Below are 17,365 nucleotides of genomic sequence, written 5' to 3' on the forward strand. Positions count from 1 at the left end.
CCTGACGAGGACAAGCCCCTGACCCGGGGGTCAGGGGATGAACGGGCGGTACTTTACCGGAGAATCGAGGTTTACGCGGTTTCTACCGTCGGAAAACTCTTGACCAGTTCGTCCAGTTGCTTGAGCTGGGCCAGGAATGGCTCCAGTTTGTCCAGGCGCAGGGCGCACGGGCCGTCGCACTTGGCATTGTCTGGGTCCGGGTGGGCCTCGAGGAACAGGCCCGCCAGCCCCTGACTGAGGCCGGCCTTGGCCAGGTCGGTGACCTGGGCACGGCGGCCACCTGCGGAATCGGCGCGACCACCCGGCATCTGCAGGGCATGGGTCACGTCGAAGAACACCGGGTACTCGAACTGCTTCATGATGCCGAAGCCGAGCATGTCCACCACCAGGTTGTTGTAGCCGAAGCTCGAACCACGCTCGCAGAGGATCAGTTGGTCGTTGCCGGCCTCTTCGCACTTGCTCAGGATGTGCTTCATCTCCTGGGGTGCGAGGAACTGCGCCTTCTTGATGTTGATCACCGCGCCGGTCTTGGCCATCGCGACAACAAGGTCAGTCTGGCGCGACAGGAAGGCCGGCAGCTGGATGATGTCGCACACGTCGGCCACGGCCTGCGCCTGGTGCGGCTCGTGCACGTCGGTGATCACCGGCACGTTGAAGGTGCGCTTGATCTCTTCGAAGATCTTCATCCCCTCTTCCAGGCCAGGGCCGCGGTAGGAGTTGATCGACGAACGGTTGGCCTTGTCGAAGCTGGCCTTGAACACGTAGGGGATACCGAGCTTCTCGGTAACCCGCACGTACTCTTCGCAGACCTTCAGGGCCAGGTCACGGGATTCCAGCACGTTCATGCCGCCGAACAGGACGAACGGCTTGTCGTTGGCGATCTCGATGTTACCGACGCGAATGATCTTCTGGGTCATGGATCAGGCCTTGTTCTTTTGAGCCAATGCAGCTTTGACGAAGCCGCTGAACAGCGGGTGGCCGTCACGCGGGGTAGAGGTGAACTCCGGGTGGAACTGGCAGGCCACGAACCACGGATGGTCCTTGGACTCGACCACTTCGACCAGTGCGCCGTCGCCGGAACGACCCGAGACCACCAGGCCCGCCTCGATCAGTTGCGGCAGCAGGTTGTTGTTGACCTCGTAGCGGTGACGGTGACGCTCGACGATCACGTCCTTGGCGTAGCAGTCGTGCACCTTGGAGCCGCTTTGCAGCTGGCACTCCTGGGCGCCCAGACGCATGGTGCCGCCAAGGTCCGAGGCTTCGGTACGGGTCTCGACCGCGCCGGTGGCATCTTCCCACTCGGTGATCAGGCCCACCACAGGGTGACCGCTGGCGCGATCGAACTCGGTGGAGTTGGCGTCCTTCCAGCCCATCACGTTGCGGGCGAATTCGATGACCGCCACCTGCATGCCCAGGCAGATACCCAGGTAAGGCACCTTGTTCTCGCGAGCGTATTGAACGGCAGTGATCTTGCCTTCCACGCCGCGCAGGCCGAAACCGCCCGGTACCAGGATGGCGTCCACGCCTTCGAGCAGGCCGGTGCCCTGGTTCTCGATGTCTTCGGAGTCGATGTAGCGCAGGTTGACCTTGGTGCGGTTGCTGATGCCGGCATGGCTCATCGCTTCGATCAGCGACTTGTAGGCATCGAGCAGTTCCATGTACTTGCCGACCATGGCGATGGTGACTTCGTGCTCGGGGTTGAGCTTGGCATCGACCACCGCGTCCCACTCGGACAGGTCGGCGCTGCCGCACTGCAGGCCGAAACGCTCGACGACGAAGTCGTCCAGGCCCTGGGAGTGCAGGATGCCCGGGATCTTGTAGATGGTGTCGGCGTCTTCCAGCGCGATCACCGCACGTTCTTCAACGTTGGTGAACTGCGCGATCTTGCGGCGCGACGAGCTGTCGATCGGGTGATCGGAACGGCACACCAGCACGTCCGGCTGCAGGCCGATGGAGCGCAGCTCCTTGACCGAGTGCTGGGTAGGCTTGGTCTTGGTCTCGCCGGCGGTGGCGATGTACGGCACCAGGGTCAGGTGCATCAGCATCGCGCGCTTGGCGCCCACTTCGAAGCGCAGCTGGCGGATGGCCTCGAGGAACGGTTGCGACTCGATGTCACCCACGGTACCGCCGATCTCGACCATGGCCACGTCGGCATCGCCGGCGCCCTTGATGATGCGGCGCTTGATTTCGTCGGTGATGTGCGGGATCACCTGGATGGTGGCACCCAGGTAGTCACCACGGCGCTCCTTGCGCAGCACGTGCTCGTACACGCGGCCGGTGGTGAAGTTGTTGTTCTGGGTCATGGTCGTGCGGATGAACCGCTCGTAGTGGCCCAGGTCCAGATCGGTCTCGGCGCCGTCGTGGGTGACGAACACTTCACCGTGCTGGAACGGGCTCATGGTGCCCGGGTCGACGTTGATGTACGGGTCCAGCTTGAGCATGGTGACCTTGAGCCCCCGCGCCTCCAGGATGGCCGCCAATGAAGCCGAGGCAATGCCTTTCCCCAATGAAGAAACAACACCGCCCGTGACGAATATGTAGCGCGTCATGAAAAACCCTAGAAGTCTGCGTTAAAGCGGTCAGTGCCGCCGGGGAAAGCGAAGGAAGGCCGAAGCCCCCGATCACCTGCGTCAATCACAGTGCATCTTAAAAAACTGCCGCGCCTGGTCAGACCGGGGGTTGAAAACCCGGTAAGGAGCTCGCTAAACATTTTTAGAATCGCCCAGCAAAAAACTGCTTGGTAATCGGCAACTGCCGTGATTCAGATGAAGTCACAGAAGTTGTATCAAGAAGGGAGCGTAGTCTACCGGAATGTCCCTTTCATCTCAAACCTTGCGCGCTTGTCGGTACGCACCAGTGCAGTTGCCCGTCGGCAAGCCCCAGCCCCGGCAGGTTGGCCACCGCCAGCAACTGCCCGTCGCGGTACAGCAGCGGCACGCGCTGGCGGGCGAACAAGGGTAGCTGGCGCTCGTTGAGCAACCGCTTGAGGTCGCGATGGCCTCTGCCCTCGATCGCCATCCTCTCGCCGCCCTGGCGATAGCGCACCTGCAGCGGGCCCTGCGGCAACCTGCCGCTTAGTGTCAACTGGCCATTACCGGGCAGTGCAAGCGGCTGGCGCGGGTCGAGCCAGGGGCCCGGCTGCGCCGGCGGCGTGAGCCAGTGCGCACCCAGCCAGTAGATGCGCAGGCCACTGCGGTGCAGCTCGCCATCGGCCAGGCGCCATACAGGACGCCCTTCGCCGCCGGCATCGCGCACGTCTTCCCAACCCGACCAGTGGCGGGTGTCCGGCAGGCGCGTGCGCGCCGCCAGCCAGTACTGCAGGGCGTTGCGCTGGCGTGCCGGGGACAGTTGGCGCAGCACCTCCAGATCCAGCGACGGGCAGCCCAACCAGGCGAAGGCATCAGGGGTCGAGGCTTGTGCGAGGTCCTGCTGCGCCACTTCATCGAGCAGGCCCTGCGCCTCGGCCAGGTGCGCGGCGCTGCGCGCCAGGCTGCGCGCCGCCTGGGGCCAGCGTCGGGTCAGCGCCGGCAGCACCTGGTGGCGCAGGTAGTTGCGCGAGAACTGGGTGTCATCGTTGCTGGGGTCTTCTATCCAGTGCAGGCCATGCGCGGTGGCGTAGGCCAGCAGTTCATCACGCGGGGTATCCAGCAAGGGTCGCAGCAGGCTGCCCTGCCCCAGCGCCCGCTGCGCCGGCATTCCCGACAGGCCACGCAGGCCGGCCCCGCGCAACAGCCGAAACAGCAGCGTCTCGGCCTGGTCGTCGCGGTGCTGGCCGGTCAGCAGCAGTTCGCCCGGGCGCAGGGCCTGGGCGAAGGCTGCATAGCGCGCGTCCCGGGCGCCCTGCTCCAGGCTGGCGCCTGGGGCGACGTGCACATGGATGATGTCCAGCGGTACGCCCAGGCTGTCGCACAGGCGCTGGCAGTGGGCCGGCCACGCATCGGCAGCGGCTTGCAGACCGTGGTGGACATGGAGGGCACGAAGGGGCGCAGCCGGCTGTTGGGCCAGCAGGTGCAGCAGGACGGTGGAGTCGAGGCCGCCAGAGAGGGCGACGCACCAGCCGGTAGCTTGGTGCCAGGGGGACAGGGTGTTGCGCAGGTCGATCATCGGTGGCCCTTCGCCGGCAAAGCCGGCTCCTACAGAAGCGAAAGGGCCACCGATGAGTTCAGATCAGAGCCCGTAGCTCATCAGGCGATCATAACGGCGCTTGAGCAGCGCGTCGTTGTCGAACGCCTTGAGCATGTCCAACTGCTCGATCAGCGAAGCGCGGATGTTGGCCGAGGCTGCCGCCGGGTCACGGTGTGCGCCGCCCAGTGGTTCGCCGATCACTTTGTCAACGATACCCAGGCCCTTGAGGCGCTCGGCCGTGATGCCCATCGCTTCGGCTGCGTCAGCAGCCTTCTCGGCAGTCTTCCACAGGATCGAGGCGCAGCCTTCCGGCGAAATCACCGCGTAGGTGGAGTACTGCAGCATGTTCAGCTGGTCGCAAACGCCGATGGCCAGTGCACCGCCCGAACCGCCTTCGCCGATCACGGTGGCGATGATCGGCGTTTTCAGGCGAGCCATCACGCGCAGGTTCCAGGCAATCGCTTCGCTCTGGTTGCGCTCTTCGGCGTCGATGCCGGGGTAGGCGCCCGGGGTGTCGATGAAGGTCAGGATCGGCATCTTGAAGCGTTCGGCCATTTCCATCAGGCGGCACGCCTTGCGGTAGCCTTCAGGGCGTGGCATGCCGAAGTTGCGGCGCACCTTCTCGCGCACTTCACGGCCTTTCTGATGACCGATCACCATCACCGGCTGGTCGTCCAGGCGGGCGATGCCACCAACGATCGCGGCGTCGTCGGAGAAGTGGCGGTCGCCATGCAGCTCGTCGAACTCGGTGAAGATGTGGTCGATGTAGTCCAGGGTGTACGGACGACGCGGGTGACGCGCCAGGCGCGCGATCTGCCAGCTGGTCAGGTTGCCGAAAATGCTCTCGGTCAGCGTGCTGCTCTTGTCTTGCAGACGGGCGATTTCATCGCCGATGTTCAGCGAGTTGTCATTGCCGACCAGGCGCAGCTCTTCGATCTTGGCTTGCAGGTCAGCAATCGGCTGTTCGAAATCCAGAAAATTCGGGTTCATAGGCATCCGTCTTGGGTCGACGGCCAGGCGGCCGGCCGGTTGATCCGTTTGGCGCCCTACCTTAAGGGATCAGGCGCATTCAGGTCGAGATTAAAAATTCATCAATTCATCGATATTGCAGGAAGACGTTCTCACGCCCGAACTGGTCACGCAGGGCCTGAATCAGTCCGTCCGCGGGGTCGATGCGCCAACCTTCGCCAAACTGCAGCAGGGCGCGCGCATCGTTGCCGGTGTATTCCATGCTGATCGGGCACGCGCCGCGATGGCGCTTGAACAGCTCGCCCAGCCACGCCAGGCGGTCGCCCTTGAGGGCGTCGGCATGGATCTTCAGGCGCAGGCTTTCGGCCAGGTTGGTACGTGCATCTTCCATGCTCATCACACGCTTGACCCGCAGGCGCAGGCCACCGGAGAAGTCGTCATTGCTGACCTCCCCTTCGACCACCACCATCGCGTCGGTCTGCAGCAACGGCTGCGCGGCCATGAACGCATCGGCAAACAGCGACGCCTCGATGCGCCCGGAGCGGTCGTCGAGGGTCACGAAGCCCATCTTGTCGCCCTTCTTGTTCTTCATCACGCGCAGCGCAATGATCATGCCGGCCACGGTCTGGGTATCGCGGGCCGGCTTGAGGTCGATGATGCGCTGACGGGCGAAACGGCGGATCTCGCCTTCGTACTCGTCGATCGGGTGGCCGGTCAGGTACAGGCCCAGGGTGTCCTTCTCGCCGCGCAGGCGTTCCTTGAGGGTCAGCTCGCGGGCGTTGCGGTGGTTGGCATAGACGTCGGCGTCGGCCTCCACGAACAACCCGCCGAACAGGTCCGAGTGCCCGCTGTCGTGGGTGCGTGCGGTCTGTTCGGCCGACTTGATCGCCTCTTCCATCGCCCCCAGCAGCACCGCGCGATTACGGTCGATGTTGGCCTGGTAGGCCTTGATTTCGTCGTGGAAGAACGGCCCCAGGCGGTCCAGCGCACCGCTGCGGATCAATGCATCGAGGGTGCGCTTGTTGATGCGCTTGAGGTCGACCCGCTCGCAGAAGTCGAACAGGTCCTTGAACGGCCCGCTGCTGCGCGCCTCGACGATCGCGTCGACAGGGCCCTCGCCCACGCCCTTGATCGCGCCCAGGCCATACACGATGCGGCCGTCGTCGTTGACCGTGAACTTGAAGTCGGAGGTGTTCACATCCGGTGCATCGAGGCGCAGCTTCATGCTGCGCACTTCCTCGATCAGGGTCACCACCTTGTCGGTGTTGTGCATATCCGCCGACAGTACCGCAGCCATGAACGCGGCCGGGTGATGGGTCTTGAGCCAGGCGGTCTGGTACGACACCAGGCCGTAGGCGGCGGAGTGGGACTTGTTGAAACCGTAACCGGCGAATTTTTCCACCAGGTCGAAGATGTTGCCCGCCAGGTCCGGGTCGATGTTGTTGGTGGCGCAGCCTTCGATGAAACCGCCACGCTGCTTGGCCATTTCCTCGGGCTTCTTCTTGCCCATCGCCCGGCGCAGCATGTCCGCACCGCCAAGGGTGTAGCCGGCCATCACCTGGGCGATCTGCATCACCTGTTCCTGGTACAGGATGATGCCGTAGGTCGGCGCCAGTACCGGCTTGAGGCCTTCGTACTGGTAGTCGGAGTGCGGGTAGGCCAGCTCGGCGCGGCCGTGCTTGCGGTTGATGAAGTCGTCCACCATGCCCGATTGCAGTGGGCCCGGGCGGAACAGTGCCACCAGTGCGATAAGGTCTTCCAGGCAGTCGGGCTTGAGCTTCTTGATCAGCTCCTTCATGCCGCGCGACTCGAGCTGGAATACCGCAGTGGTCTCGGCCTTCTGCAGCAGGTCGTAGGTTTTCTTGTCGTCCAGCGGGATGAAGTCGATGTTCAGGTCCGGCAGGCCGGCCTTGGCCTGCTCGCGGTTGATCGTCTCCATTGCCCACTTGATGATGGTCAGGGTACGCAGGCCAAGGAAGTCGAACTTCACCAGGCCGGCCGCCTCCACGTCATCCTTGTCGAACTGGGTTACCAGGCCGCCGCCCTCTTCGTCACAGGCAATCGGCGAGAAGTCGGTGAGTTTGGTCGGCGCGATGACCACGCCACCGGCGTGCTTGCCGGTGCCCCGGGTAACGCCCTCGAGCTTGAGGGCCATGTCCCAGATTTCCTTGGCATCCTCGTCGGTCTTGAGGAAGTCGCGCAGCATTTCCTCCTGCTCGTAGGCCTTCTCCAGGGTCATGCCGACTTCGAACGGAATCATCTTCGACAGGCGGTCGGCCAGGCCGTAGGACTTGCCCTGCACCCGCGCCACGTCACGCACCACCGCCTTGGCCGCCATGGTGCCGAAGGTGATGATCTGGCTCACCGCATTGCGCCCGTAGGCATCGGCCACGTACTCGATCACGCGGTCGCGACCGTCCATGCAGAAGTCGACGTCGAAGTCGGGCATCGAGACCCGTTCAGGGTTGAGGAAACGTTCGAACAGCAGGTCGTAGGCCAGCGGGTCGAGGTCGGTGATCTTCAGCACGTAGGCCACCAGCGAGCCGGCACCCGACCCCCGGCCCGGACCTACCGGCACGCCGTTGTTCTTGGCCCACTTGATGAAGTCCATAACGATCAGGAAGTAACCGGGAAAGCCCATCTGGATGATGATGTCCAGCTCGAACTTCAGCCGGTCGAGGTAGACCTGGCGCTTCTCTTCATAGTTGGGCGTGGTGTCCTTGGGCCAGAGCACCGCCAGGCGCTCTTCCAGGCCTTCATGGGACACATGGCGCAGGTATTCGTCGATGCCCATGCCGTTGGGCGTGGGGAAGTCGGGCAGGAAGTGCTTGCCCAGCTGCACCTCGATGTTGCAGCGCTTGGCGATCTCGACCGTGTTGGCCAGGGCGTCGGGCAGGTCGCTGAACAGCTCGGCCATTTCTTCCGGGCTTTTCAGGTACTGCTGGTCGCTGTAGTTGCGCGAACGCCGCGGATCGTCCAGGGCACGGCCTTCGCCGATGCACACCCGGGTTTCGTGGGCGTCGTAGTCGGTCTGCTTGATGAAGCGCACGTCGTTGGTGGCCACCAGCGGCGCGCCCAGGCGGTCGGCAAGGGCCACGGCGGCGTGCAAATACTCTTCGTCGCCGCTGCGGTTGGTGCGCTGCACCTCGACATAGAAGCGATCGGGGAACATCGCCATCCAGTCGCGCAGCAGGGCCTCGGCTTCCTGCGGGTTGTTGCCCAGCAGTGCCATGCCGATATCGCCTTCCCTGGCCGCCGACAAGGCGATCAGGCCCTCGCTGGCCGGGGCGATCCACTCGCGCTCGATGACCACCACGCCATTGCGCTGGCCGTCCATCCAGCCACGGGAGATCAGCTCGGTGAGGTTGCGGTAGCCCTTGGCGTTCATCGCCAACAGGCAGATGCGCGACAGCGGCAGGTCGGGGTCGGCGTTGGACAGCCACAGGTCGGCCCCACAGATCGGCTTGATCCCGCTGCCCATGGCGGTCTTGTAGAACTTGACCAGCGAGCACATGTTGCTCTGGTCGGTGACGGCCACCGCCGGCATGTTCATCCCGGCCAGGGCCTTGACCAGCGGCTTGATCCGCACCAGGCCATCGACCAGCGAGAATTCGGTGTGCAGGCGAAGATGAACGAAAGAAGCCGACATGATGATCCTATAGCAGCACAAAACAACAAGGCCCGGATTGTACCGGGCCTCGATCAAAACTACAGCCTGCGCGGGAGTGGTCAGGCTGAACGGGGGTTGCCTCTACACCGGCAACAGGCAGTTGGCCTGCAGGCCACGGGCCTCGAATGCAGCCCTTACCGGGGCGAACGAGCGCCGGTGAATCGGCGTGGGGCCAAGCCGGGCCAGGGCTTCAAGGTGCAGCGGGGTCGGGTAGCCCTTGTGCCCGCCGATGCCGTAGCCAGGGTAGATCAGCTCGAAGGCAGCCATTTCCCGGTCACGGGTCACCTTGGCCAGGATAGAGGCCGCAGCGATGGCCGGCACCTGGCTGTCACCCTTGACCACCGGCGCCGATGGCACGTTGAGCTTGGGGCAACGGTTGCCGTCGATCAGTGCCAGCTTGGGCGTGATGTGCAGGCCTTCGACCGCGCGCTGCATGGCCAGCATGGTGGCATGCAGAATGTTCAGCTGGTCGATCTCGTCGACCTCGGCGCGGGCGATGTGAAAGCTCAGGGCCTTCTCGCAGATCTCGTCGAAGAGCTTTTCGCGGCGCGCCTCGGTGAGTTTTTTCGAATCGTTCAGGCCCAGGATCGGCCGGCTCGGGTCGAGGATCACGGCAGCGGTCACCACCGCGCCACACAGCGGGCCGCGGCCGACTTCGTCAACCCCGGCGACCAGGTCTTCGACCAGGTTGAAATCCAGTCCGATTTGCATTTATCGATGTTCCAGCAAGGCCAGTACCGCGTCGGCTGCCTGGTTGGAGGCATCGCGGCGCAGGGTACGGTGAATCTGATCGAAGCTCTCGGTCTGCTGCTCGCCAACGCTCACCAGTGGTGCCAGGGTCTGCGCCAGGGCCTCGCTGGTGGCGGCCTCCTGCAGCAGTTCGGGCACCAGCAGGCGCTGGGCCAGCAGGTTGGGCAGCGATACATAAGGGCTTTTGACCAGGCGCTTGAGAATCCAGTAGGTCACCGGGGCCACGCGGTACGCCACCACCATGGGTCGCTTGAACAACAGCGCCTCCAGGGTAGCGGTGCCCGAGGCGATCAATACCGCATCGCAGGCCGCCAGGGCCTGGTGCGACTGGCCGTCGAGCAGGGTCAGTGGCAGGTCGCGGCCTTCGAGCATCTGTTCGAGCTGGGCACGGCGCACCGGATTGGCGCAGGGCGAGACGAAGCGCACCCCCGGCACCAGCTCGCGAAGCCGCTGTGCGGTATCCAGAAACAGTGCACCCAGGCGCCCTACTTCGCCGCCACGGCTGCCTGGCATCAGCGCCACCAAGGGGCCGTCGGGCAGGCCCAGCGCTTCACGCGCTGCAGTGCGGTCGGCCTGCAGCGGGATGGTATCGGCCAGCGGGTGGCCGACGAAACGCACCGGCACGCCCTGCTCTTCATAGAACCGCGCCTCGAACGGAAACAGCGTGAGCATCAGGTCGCAGCCTTCGCGGATCTTCAGCACACGCTTCTGCCGCCAGGCCCATACCGAAGGGCTGACGTAGTGCACGGTCTTGATGCCGGCCTGGCGCAGTTTCAGTTCGATGTTGAGGGTGAAGTCGGGCGCATCGATACCGATGAACACGTCCGGTTTCTGCTCGATCAGCGTCTGGATCAGCAGCTTGCGGCGCTTGAGCAGCTCGCGCAGGCGACCCAGCACTTCGACCAGGCCCATGACGGCCAGGCGCTCCATGGGAAAGTAGGAACTCAGCCCCTCGGCTTCCATCAATGGGCCGCCGACGCCGATAAAGCGTACCTGCGGATGGCGGGCCTTGAGTGCACGCATCAGGCCGGCGCCAAGAATATCGCCGCTGGCTTCGCCTGCCACCAGCGCTACACAGAGTTGCGCCATGTCAGCGGGTGATGCCGCGGGCGGAGTTCTGGATCGACTTGACGAACAGGTCGACCTCGGGGAACTGCTGGGCGGGCTCGGCCAGTTCGGCGATGGCCTGGTCGACCGTCAGGTTCTGGCGATACACCACCTTGTAGGCGCGGCGCAGGGCATGGATAGCCTCATCGCTGAAACCGCGACGGCGCATGCCTTCGAAGTTCATGCTGCGCGCCTCGGCCGGGTTGCCAAACACGGTGACGAAGGCCGGCACATCCTTGCCGATGGCGGTACCCATGCCGGAAAAGCTGTGGGCGCCGATATGGCAGAACTGGTGCACCAGGGTAAACCCGGACAGTATCGCCCAGTCGCCCACATGCACATGCCCGGCCAGCGCGGTGTTGTTGACCAGGATGCAGTGGTTGCCGATCACGCTGTCGTGCCCGATATGGGCATAGGCCATGACCAGGTTGTGATCACCCAGGGTGGTTTCGCTACGGTCCTGCACGGTGCCACGGTGAATGGTCACGCCTTCGCGGATCACATTGTGGTCGCCGATCACCAGGCGCGTCGGTTCACCCTTGTACTTGAGGTCAGGGGTGTCTTCGCCGACAGAGGCGAACTGGTAGATGCGGTTGTGCTTGCCGATGCGGGTCGGCCCTTTGAGAATCACATGCGGACCAATCACGGTCCCTTCCCCGATCTCGACCCCGGCACCGACGATCGACCATGGGCCGACCTCGACGCCGTCGGCAATCTTTGCCGATGGATCGATGATTGCCCGAGGGTCAATCAAACTCATAGTTTGCGTTCCGCGCAGATGATCTCGGCCGAGCATACCGGCTTGCCGTCCACCGACGCCTGGCACTCGAACTTCCAGATCTGGCGCTTGCAGCTGATGAACTTGGCTTCGAGGATCAGTTGATCACCCGGCAGCACCGGCTGGCGAAAGCGCAACTTGTCGGAACCGACGAAGTAGTACAGGGTACCGTCCGCGGGTTTGACGTCCAGCATCTTGAAACCGAGGATGCCGGCTGCCTGGGCCATCGCTTCGATGATCAGCACGCCGGGCATGATCGGGTGCGCCGGGAAGTGACCGTTGAAGAAAGGCTCGTTGATGCTGACATTCTTGTAGGCACGAATGCGCTGGGCCTCTACGTCCAAGTCCACCACCCGGTCCACCAGCAGGAACGGGTAACGGTGAGGCAAATATTCGCGAATCTCGTTGATGTCCATCATTTCGGGGGGAAGCCTGTAGTAAAGATAGGGAGCGCGCACGTTCAAGCGGCGCTCCTTTAGCAAATCAAGGAGCGCAGTCTAGCGGCTGGGCGCTCTTGATCAGGAAATGGTATCAGCCTTCTGATGAAGCTTTGTCGCCCGAGGTCACGGCCTCGAGTCGCTTTTCCACTTGTTGAAGACGTTTGGCCATCTCATCCAGCTGGCGAATGCGCGCGGCACTCTTGCGCCACTCACCCAGCGGCTGCATGGCCGTACCGGACGAATAGGCACCTGGCTCGGTGATGGAACGGGTGACCATGGTCATCCCGGAGACGAACACCCCATCACACACATCAATATGCCCGACCATGCCGACACCGCCGGCGATGGTGCAATGCTTGCCGATCTTGGTGCTGCCGGAAATACCGACACACGCGGCCATTGCCGTGTGGTCGCCGACCTGTACGTTATGGGCGATCTGGATCTGGTTGTCGAGTTTCACGCCATTGCCGATACGGGTATCGGCCAGTGCACCGCGGTCGATGGCGGTGTTCACGCCGATCTCGACATCGTCGCCGATGCTCACGCCGCCGATCTGGGCAATCTTCTGCCATACGCCCTTTTCATTGGCGAAACCGAAACCTTCACCCCCCAGCACGGCGCCGGACTGGATCACCACACGCTTGCCGATATGCACATCGTGGTACAGCGTGACACGCGGGGCCAGCCAGCCGCCTTCGCCGATCACGCTGCGCGCGCCGATGAAGCAGTGGGCACCGATGGTCACGCCAGGGCCGATCTGCGCCCCGCTTTCGATCACTGCACAGGCACCGATGCTGGCGCTGGCATCGACCTGTGCGTCTGCAGCCACCACGGCGCTGGGATGAACTCCCGCCACAGCCCTGGGCTTTGGATCGAACAGGTGGGAAACACGTGCGTAAGCCAGGTAGGGGTCTGCAACGATCAGCGCGTGACCGGCAAAGCCCTCGGCATCGGCAGCCTTGAGCAGGACCGCAGCGGCCTTGCTCTCAGGCAGGAATTTGCGGTACTGCGGGTTGGCCAGGAAGCTCAATTGTCCCGGGCCAGCCTCGTGCAGGGTCGCAAGGCCAGTGATGTCGAGCTCCGCCGGGCCACTGAGGGTGGCCCCGAGGAACTCGGCCAGCTGGCCGAGTTTCATGGTCGCAGTCATGTTCAACGGGACTGGTTCATGCGCTCGATGACCTGGCGGGTGATGTCGTACTGAGGCTTGACATCAATGACCGCGCCACGCTCGAGTACCAGGTCGAAAGCACCCTTCTTGATCACTTCCTCCACTGCGCCGTCGAGCTTGGGCTTGAGCTGCTTGAGCATCTCGCGGTCGGCAACGGCCTTGGCTTCGTTCAGCTCCTTGGACTGGAACTGGAAGTCACGGGCCTTTTGCTTGAATTCAAGCTCCAGACGCTCGCGCTCGCCCTGGGCCATCTTGTCGCCACCCTTGACCAGACGGTCCTGGATGCCCTTGGCGCTGCTTTCCAGGTTTTTCAGCTTGGTCAGTTGCGGGCCGAATTTCTTCTCCGCATCGACCGCGTACTTCTTGGCCGCGTCCGATTCCAGCAGCGCCATCTGATAGTTCAGGACGGCAATTTTCATCTCGGCAAATGCCGGGGTCGCGATCAGGGTCGCAGCCAGTACAGCCAGTTGAGTCAACTTACGCACGATGCACTCCTACAGAATCCGTTGTCGTTTACGCGGGGCAGACCCTTAGAAGGTCTGGCCCAGAGAGAATTGGAACACCTGGGTATCGGCATCGTCCGGCTTCTTGACCGGCATCGCCAGGCTGAAGCTCAACGGGCCCAGTGCAGTAATCCAGGTCACGCCCAGGCCGACCGAGCTGGCCAGGCCGCTGAGGCCGACCTTCTCGCAATCCGGCTTGGAGCCGCAGTTGGTGTCGAACACGTTACCCACGTCCCAGAAAACCGAGGTGCGCAGCGAACGCTGGTCCTTGACGAACGGCAGTGGGAACAGCAGTTCCACGCCGCCCTGCACCAGCACGTTGCCGCCGAACGGCAGTGGATCCTGGTCCGGGTCGCGCGCAGTGCCAGGGTTGTTGCCTTTACTCGGGGTACTGCGCGGGCCCAGGCTGCTGTCCTTGAAGCCACGCACGGAGTTGAAGCCACCGGCGTAGTAGTTCTCGTAGAACGGCAGGCCCGAGGTGCCGCCGAAGCCGTCGCCGTAGCCCAGCTCGGTGTGCAGACGCAGGGTGTAGTCGTTGTTGATCGGCTTGAACAGCTGGCCACGGTAGTCAAGCTTGAAGAACGACAGGTCGCTGCCCGGGGTGGTCGCCTCGAGCACCAGGCTCTGGGAGTGACCACGGGTAGCCAGCACGCCCTTGTTCAGGGTGGACTCCGACCAGCCGGCCGATGCCTTGAAGTTCAGGTAGTTGTCGCCTTCCTTTTTGACGAAGTCGAAGATCTCGTCAACGGTGTAGCGACCGGTCTTGATCTTGTCCTGCTGGGCGGTGAGGCCGAAGGTCAGGCGCGAAGTCTCGCTGATCGGGTAGCCGACGCTGACGCCCGCACCCAGGCTGTCCACCGCATAGCTGGCCACGTCGACGTCGAGGTCGTCGTAGTCGGTGGTGCGGTAGAAGGCGTTGTAGCCAAGGCTCACGCCATCGGCAGTCCAGTAGGGGTCCACGAAGCCGAAGTTGTAGCGGCTCTGGTATTCGGAACGGGTCAGGCCGATGGAGACCTTGTTACCGGTACCCAGGAAGTTGTTCTGGCTGATCGAACCACCCAGGATCAGGCCGGCGCTCTGCGCGAAACCGACGCTGGCGGTGATCGAACCCGATGCCTGCTCTTCGACGCTGTAGTTCACGTCGACCTGGTCGTCGGTGCCCGGTACGGCCGGGGTCTCGACGTTGGCTTCCTTGAAGAAGCCCAGGCGCTCGAGGCGGGTCTTGGACTGGTCGATCAGGTAGGTCGATGCCCAGCCACCTTCCATCTGGCGCATCTCGCGGCGCAGCACTTCGTCCTCGGACTTGGTGTTGCCACGGAAGTTGATGCGGTTGACGTAGGCACGCTTGCCCGGGTCGACGACGAAGGTGATGTCGACGGTGTGGTCGTCATCGTGAGGCTGCGGCACGCCGTTGACGTTGGCGAAGGTATAGCCTTCGTTGCCCAGGCGGCGGGTGATCAGCTCGGAGGTGGTGGTCATCACCTTGCGCGAGAACACCTGGCCAGGTTGCACCAGCATCAGTGCCTTGACCTGGTCTTCCGGCACCTTCAGGTCGCCGGACAGCTTGACGTCACGAACGGTGTACTTCTCGCCCTCGTTGACGTTCACGGTGATGTAGACGTGCTTCTTGTCCGGGGTGATCGACACCTGGGTGGAGGCGATGTCCATGTTGATGTAGCCGCGGTCCAGGTAGTAGGAGCGCAGGCGCTCGAGGTCGCCGGACAGTTTTTCGCGGGCATACTTGTCGTCGTTCTTGAAGAACGACAGCCAGTTGGTGGTCTTGAGTTCGAACAGGCTGGCCAGCTCGTCGTCGCTGAACTTGGTGTTGCCCACCACGTTGATGTGCTGGATGGCAGCGACGGTGCCTTCGTTGATCTTGATTTTCAGACCTACGCGGTTGCGCGGCTGCGGCACCACCTCGGCGTCGACCTCGGCCGAGTAGCGGCCCTGGGCCACGTACTGGCGCTGCAGCTCGTTGCGCACACCTTCGAGGGTGGCACGCTGGAAGATTTCACCTTCGGCCAGACCCGACTGCTTCAGACCCTTCATCAGGTCTTCGGTGCTGATGGCCTTGTTGCCTTCGATCTCGATGCTCGAGACGGAAGGACGCTCGACCACGGTGATGATCAGGACGTTGCCGTCGCGACCCAGTTGGATGTCCTGGAAGAAGCCGGTCTTGAACAGCGCACGGGTGGAATCCACCAGGCGCCGATCATCGGCCTCGTCCCCAACGTTCAATGGCAAGGCGCCGAACACGCTGCCCGCGGAAACCCGCTGCAGACCATTGACACGAATATCGGAGATGGTGAAGGACTCGGCGTGAACTTCAGCGATCATCAGTACGGCGAGAACCGCAGTTAGCAGCAGACGTTTCATGAAGTCCTTTCTTATTCCAACTGGCAATAAACGACCCACCGCGGGACGCGGCAGGTTCGCAATTGAGCGAAGCGTTACAGTCGACCCAAATCGTTGATCAGGGCAAGCAACATCACCCCGACTACCAAACTGATACCGATCTGGACCCCCCAACCTTGCACCCGATCCGAAAGCGGACGACCACGCGCCCATTCGATCAGGTAAAACAGCAAATGCCCCCCATCCAGTACAGGAATGGGCAGCAAATTAAGAACCCCCAGGCTAATGCTCAGGTAGGCGAGGAAATTCAGGAAATCCCCAACGCCGGACTGGGCCGAAGCGCCCGCCACTTTAGCAATGGTTATCGGTCCGCTCAAGTTTTTTACCGAGAGCTCGCCGAACAGCATTTTCTTCAGCGAATCGAGGGTCAGCACGCTCATGTTCCAGGTGCGCGAAACACCCTCGCCCAGGCCCTGCAGCGGGCCATAACTGACCTCGCGCAACATGGCCGCAGGCCACTCCACCGGCGCCACGCCCGCCCCCAGGTAACCACTGGCATTCTGGCCTTCGCCACGGCTGGCGAGGGTTACCGGCAACTCCAGCGTCGCCCCGTCACGCGCCACGCTCAGCACGATGCGGCTGCCGGCACGGCCGCGCACGGTGTCCACCACCTGCTGCCAATCGTCAAGCGCCTTGCCGTCGAGTGCCAGCAGGCGGTCGCCGGTTTTCAGACCGGCGGCCTGGGCCGGCCCCTTGGGATCAAGTTCGGCCAGCACCGGCACCAGCGCCGGGCGCCATGGGCGGATGCCCAGGGAGCGGATCGGGTCGGGCTCGTCGGCACCCTTGAGCCAGGCATCGAGCTTGAGCACATGGCTGCTGTCGGTGCTGGCACCCTCTTCACGCACGCTGACCTGCAGCGCACCGCTTTCACCCAGCCGGCGCACCAGCTGCAGGTTGACCGCTGCCCAGCCGTTGGTCGGCTTGCCGTCGACCGCGACAATCTCCTGGCCGGCGCTAAGGCCTGCGGCGGCCGCCAGGCTGCCAGCCTCGACCGCGCCGATGACCGGCCGCGCCTGCTGGCTGCCAAGCATGGCCAGTGCCCAGAAGAACACGATGGCCAGCAGAAAGTTGGCAATGGGGCCGGCCGCGACGATAGCGATGCGCTGGCGCACGCTCTTGCGGTTGAATGACTGCTCCAGCTGGTCGGCAGGCACTTCGCCTTCGCGCTCGTCGAGCATCTTCACGTAGCCGCCCAGGGGAATGGCGGCCACCACGAACTCGGTGCCATGGCGGTCATGCCAGCGTACCAGCGGCATGCCGAACCCTACGGAAAACCGCAAAACCTTGACGCCGCAGCGCCGCGCCACCCAGAAGTGACCGAACTCGTGAAAGGTGACCAGCACGCCCAATGCGACCAGGGTGCCGATAATCATGTAGAGCGCACTCATGTCTTTCTCCGAATAGCGTTCAGCGGGAGCGGGCGCAACCCGTGGCGACGTC

13 protein-coding genes are annotated in these 17,365 nt (G+C 63.4%); all 13 read right to left on the bottom strand.

Features of this window, described 5'->3' with window-relative positions; genetic code table 11:
• Positions 1–71: 71 nt before the first annotated feature.
• Positions 72–917 (bottom strand): 3-deoxy-8-phosphooctulonate synthase, encoded by an 846-nt coding sequence (gene kdsA, locus JZZ72_RS07975; RefSeq protein WP_043863269.1) that lies wholly within the window; start codon positions 915–917, stop codon positions 72–74.
• Positions 918–920: 3 nt separating this feature from the next.
• Positions 921–2,549, bottom strand: a complete 1,629-nt coding sequence (locus JZZ72_RS07980) for a CTP synthase (RefSeq protein WP_043863268.1) — start codon at positions 2,547–2,549, stop codon at positions 921–923.
• A gap of 271 nt (positions 2,550–2,820) precedes the next feature.
• Positions 2,821–4,104, bottom strand: coding sequence for a tRNA lysidine(34) synthetase TilS (gene tilS, locus JZZ72_RS07985; RefSeq protein ID WP_210014263.1), 1,284 nt, complete (start codon positions 4,102–4,104; stop codon positions 2,821–2,823).
• Between the two features lie 63 nt (positions 4,105–4,167).
• Positions 4,168–5,115: an acetyl-CoA carboxylase carboxyltransferase subunit alpha gene (locus JZZ72_RS07990; protein ID WP_043863266.1), complete on the bottom strand. Its 948-nt coding sequence runs from the start codon at positions 5,113–5,115 to the stop codon at positions 4,168–4,170.
• A 106-nt stretch (positions 5,116–5,221) separates the two neighbouring features.
• On the bottom strand, positions 5,222–8,743 hold the full coding sequence (gene dnaE, locus JZZ72_RS07995; RefSeq protein WP_058541490.1) for a DNA polymerase III subunit alpha: 3,522 nt from the start codon (positions 8,741–8,743) through the stop codon (positions 5,222–5,224).
• A gap of 102 nt (positions 8,744–8,845) precedes the next feature.
• On the bottom strand, positions 8,846–9,475 hold the full coding sequence (gene rnhB / locus JZZ72_RS08000; protein ID WP_210014264.1) for a ribonuclease HII: 630 nt from the start codon (positions 9,473–9,475) through the stop codon (positions 8,846–8,848).
• Positions 9,476–10,603: a lipid-A-disaccharide synthase gene (gene lpxB / locus JZZ72_RS08005; protein WP_210014265.1), complete on the bottom strand. Its 1,128-nt coding sequence runs from the start codon at positions 10,601–10,603 to the stop codon at positions 9,476–9,478.
• A 1-nt stretch (position 10,604) separates the two neighbouring features.
• A complete protein-coding gene (gene lpxA, locus JZZ72_RS08010; RefSeq protein ID WP_043863262.1) occupies positions 10,605–11,381 on the bottom strand; it encodes an acyl-ACP--UDP-N-acetylglucosamine O-acyltransferase in 777 nt (258 codons plus the stop codon).
• Entirely contained in the window at positions 11,378–11,818 is a 441-nt protein-coding gene (gene fabZ, locus JZZ72_RS08015; RefSeq protein WP_038613986.1) for a 3-hydroxyacyl-ACP dehydratase FabZ, read from the bottom strand. Before fabZ ends, lpxA begins: the two co-directional genes overlap by 4 nt.
• A 112-nt stretch (positions 11,819–11,930) precedes the next feature.
• Complete coding sequence (gene lpxD / locus JZZ72_RS08020) at positions 11,931–12,986, bottom strand: UDP-3-O-(3-hydroxymyristoyl)glucosamine N-acyltransferase (protein ID WP_058541488.1); 1,056 nt, start codon at positions 12,984–12,986, stop codon at positions 11,931–11,933.
• A gap of 2 nt (positions 12,987–12,988) precedes the next feature.
• Positions 12,989–13,492, bottom strand: a complete 504-nt coding sequence (locus tag JZZ72_RS08025; protein ID WP_043863260.1) for an OmpH family outer membrane protein — start codon at positions 13,490–13,492, stop codon at positions 12,989–12,991.
• Positions 13,493–13,537: 45 nt separating this feature from the next.
• Positions 13,538–15,886: an outer membrane protein assembly factor BamA gene (bamA, locus tag JZZ72_RS08030; RefSeq protein WP_043863259.1), complete on the bottom strand. Its 2,349-nt coding sequence runs from the start codon at positions 15,884–15,886 to the stop codon at positions 13,538–13,540.
• 74 nt (positions 15,887–15,960) lie between these two features.
• Complete coding sequence (rseP, locus tag JZZ72_RS08035) at positions 15,961–17,313, bottom strand: RIP metalloprotease RseP (RefSeq protein WP_054915001.1); 1,353 nt, start codon at positions 17,311–17,313, stop codon at positions 15,961–15,963.
• Positions 17,314–17,365 lie beyond the last annotated feature (52 nt).

The sequence above is a fragment of the Pseudomonas palmensis genome (assembly GCF_017848315.1).
GTDB classification, from domain to species: Bacteria; Pseudomonadota; Gammaproteobacteria; order Pseudomonadales; family Pseudomonadaceae; genus Aquipseudomonas; species Aquipseudomonas palmensis.

Coding starts and splice junctions, on each gene's coding strand:
- kdsA (WP_043863269.1), bottom strand. CDS start 917: ATGACCCAGAAGATCATTCGCGTCGGTAACATCGAGATCGCCAACGAC.
- JZZ72_RS07980 (WP_043863268.1), bottom strand. CDS start 2,549: ATGACGCGCTACATATTCGTCACGGGCGGTGTTGTTTCTTCATTGGGG.
- tilS (WP_210014263.1), bottom strand. CDS start 4,104: ATGATCGACCTGCGCAACACCCTGTCCCCCTGGCACCAAGCTACCGGC.
- JZZ72_RS07990 (WP_043863266.1), bottom strand. CDS start 5,115: ATGAACCCGAATTTTCTGGATTTCGAACAGCCGATTGCTGACCTGCAA.
- dnaE (WP_058541490.1), bottom strand. CDS start 8,743: ATGTCGGCTTCTTTCGTTCATCTTCGCCTGCACACCGAATTCTCGCTG.
- rnhB (WP_210014264.1), bottom strand. CDS start 9,475: ATGCAAATCGGACTGGATTTCAACCTGGTCGAAGACCTGGTCGCCGGG.
- lpxB (WP_210014265.1), bottom strand. CDS start 10,603: ATGGCGCAACTCTGTGTAGCGCTGGTGGCAGGCGAAGCCAGCGGCGAT.
- lpxA (WP_043863262.1), bottom strand. CDS start 11,381: ATGAGTTTGATTGACCCTCGGGCAATCATCGATCCATCGGCAAAGATT.
- fabZ (WP_038613986.1), bottom strand. CDS start 11,818: ATGATGGACATCAACGAGATTCGCGAATATTTGCCTCACCGTTACCCG.
- lpxD (WP_058541488.1), bottom strand. CDS start 12,986: ATGACTGCGACCATGAAACTCGGCCAGCTGGCCGAGTTCCTCGGGGCC.
- bamA (WP_043863259.1), bottom strand. CDS start 15,886: ATGAAACGTCTGCTGCTAACTGCGGTTCTCGCCGTACTGATGATCGCT.
- rseP (WP_054915001.1), bottom strand. CDS start 17,313: ATGAGTGCGCTCTACATGATTATCGGCACCCTGGTCGCATTGGGCGTG.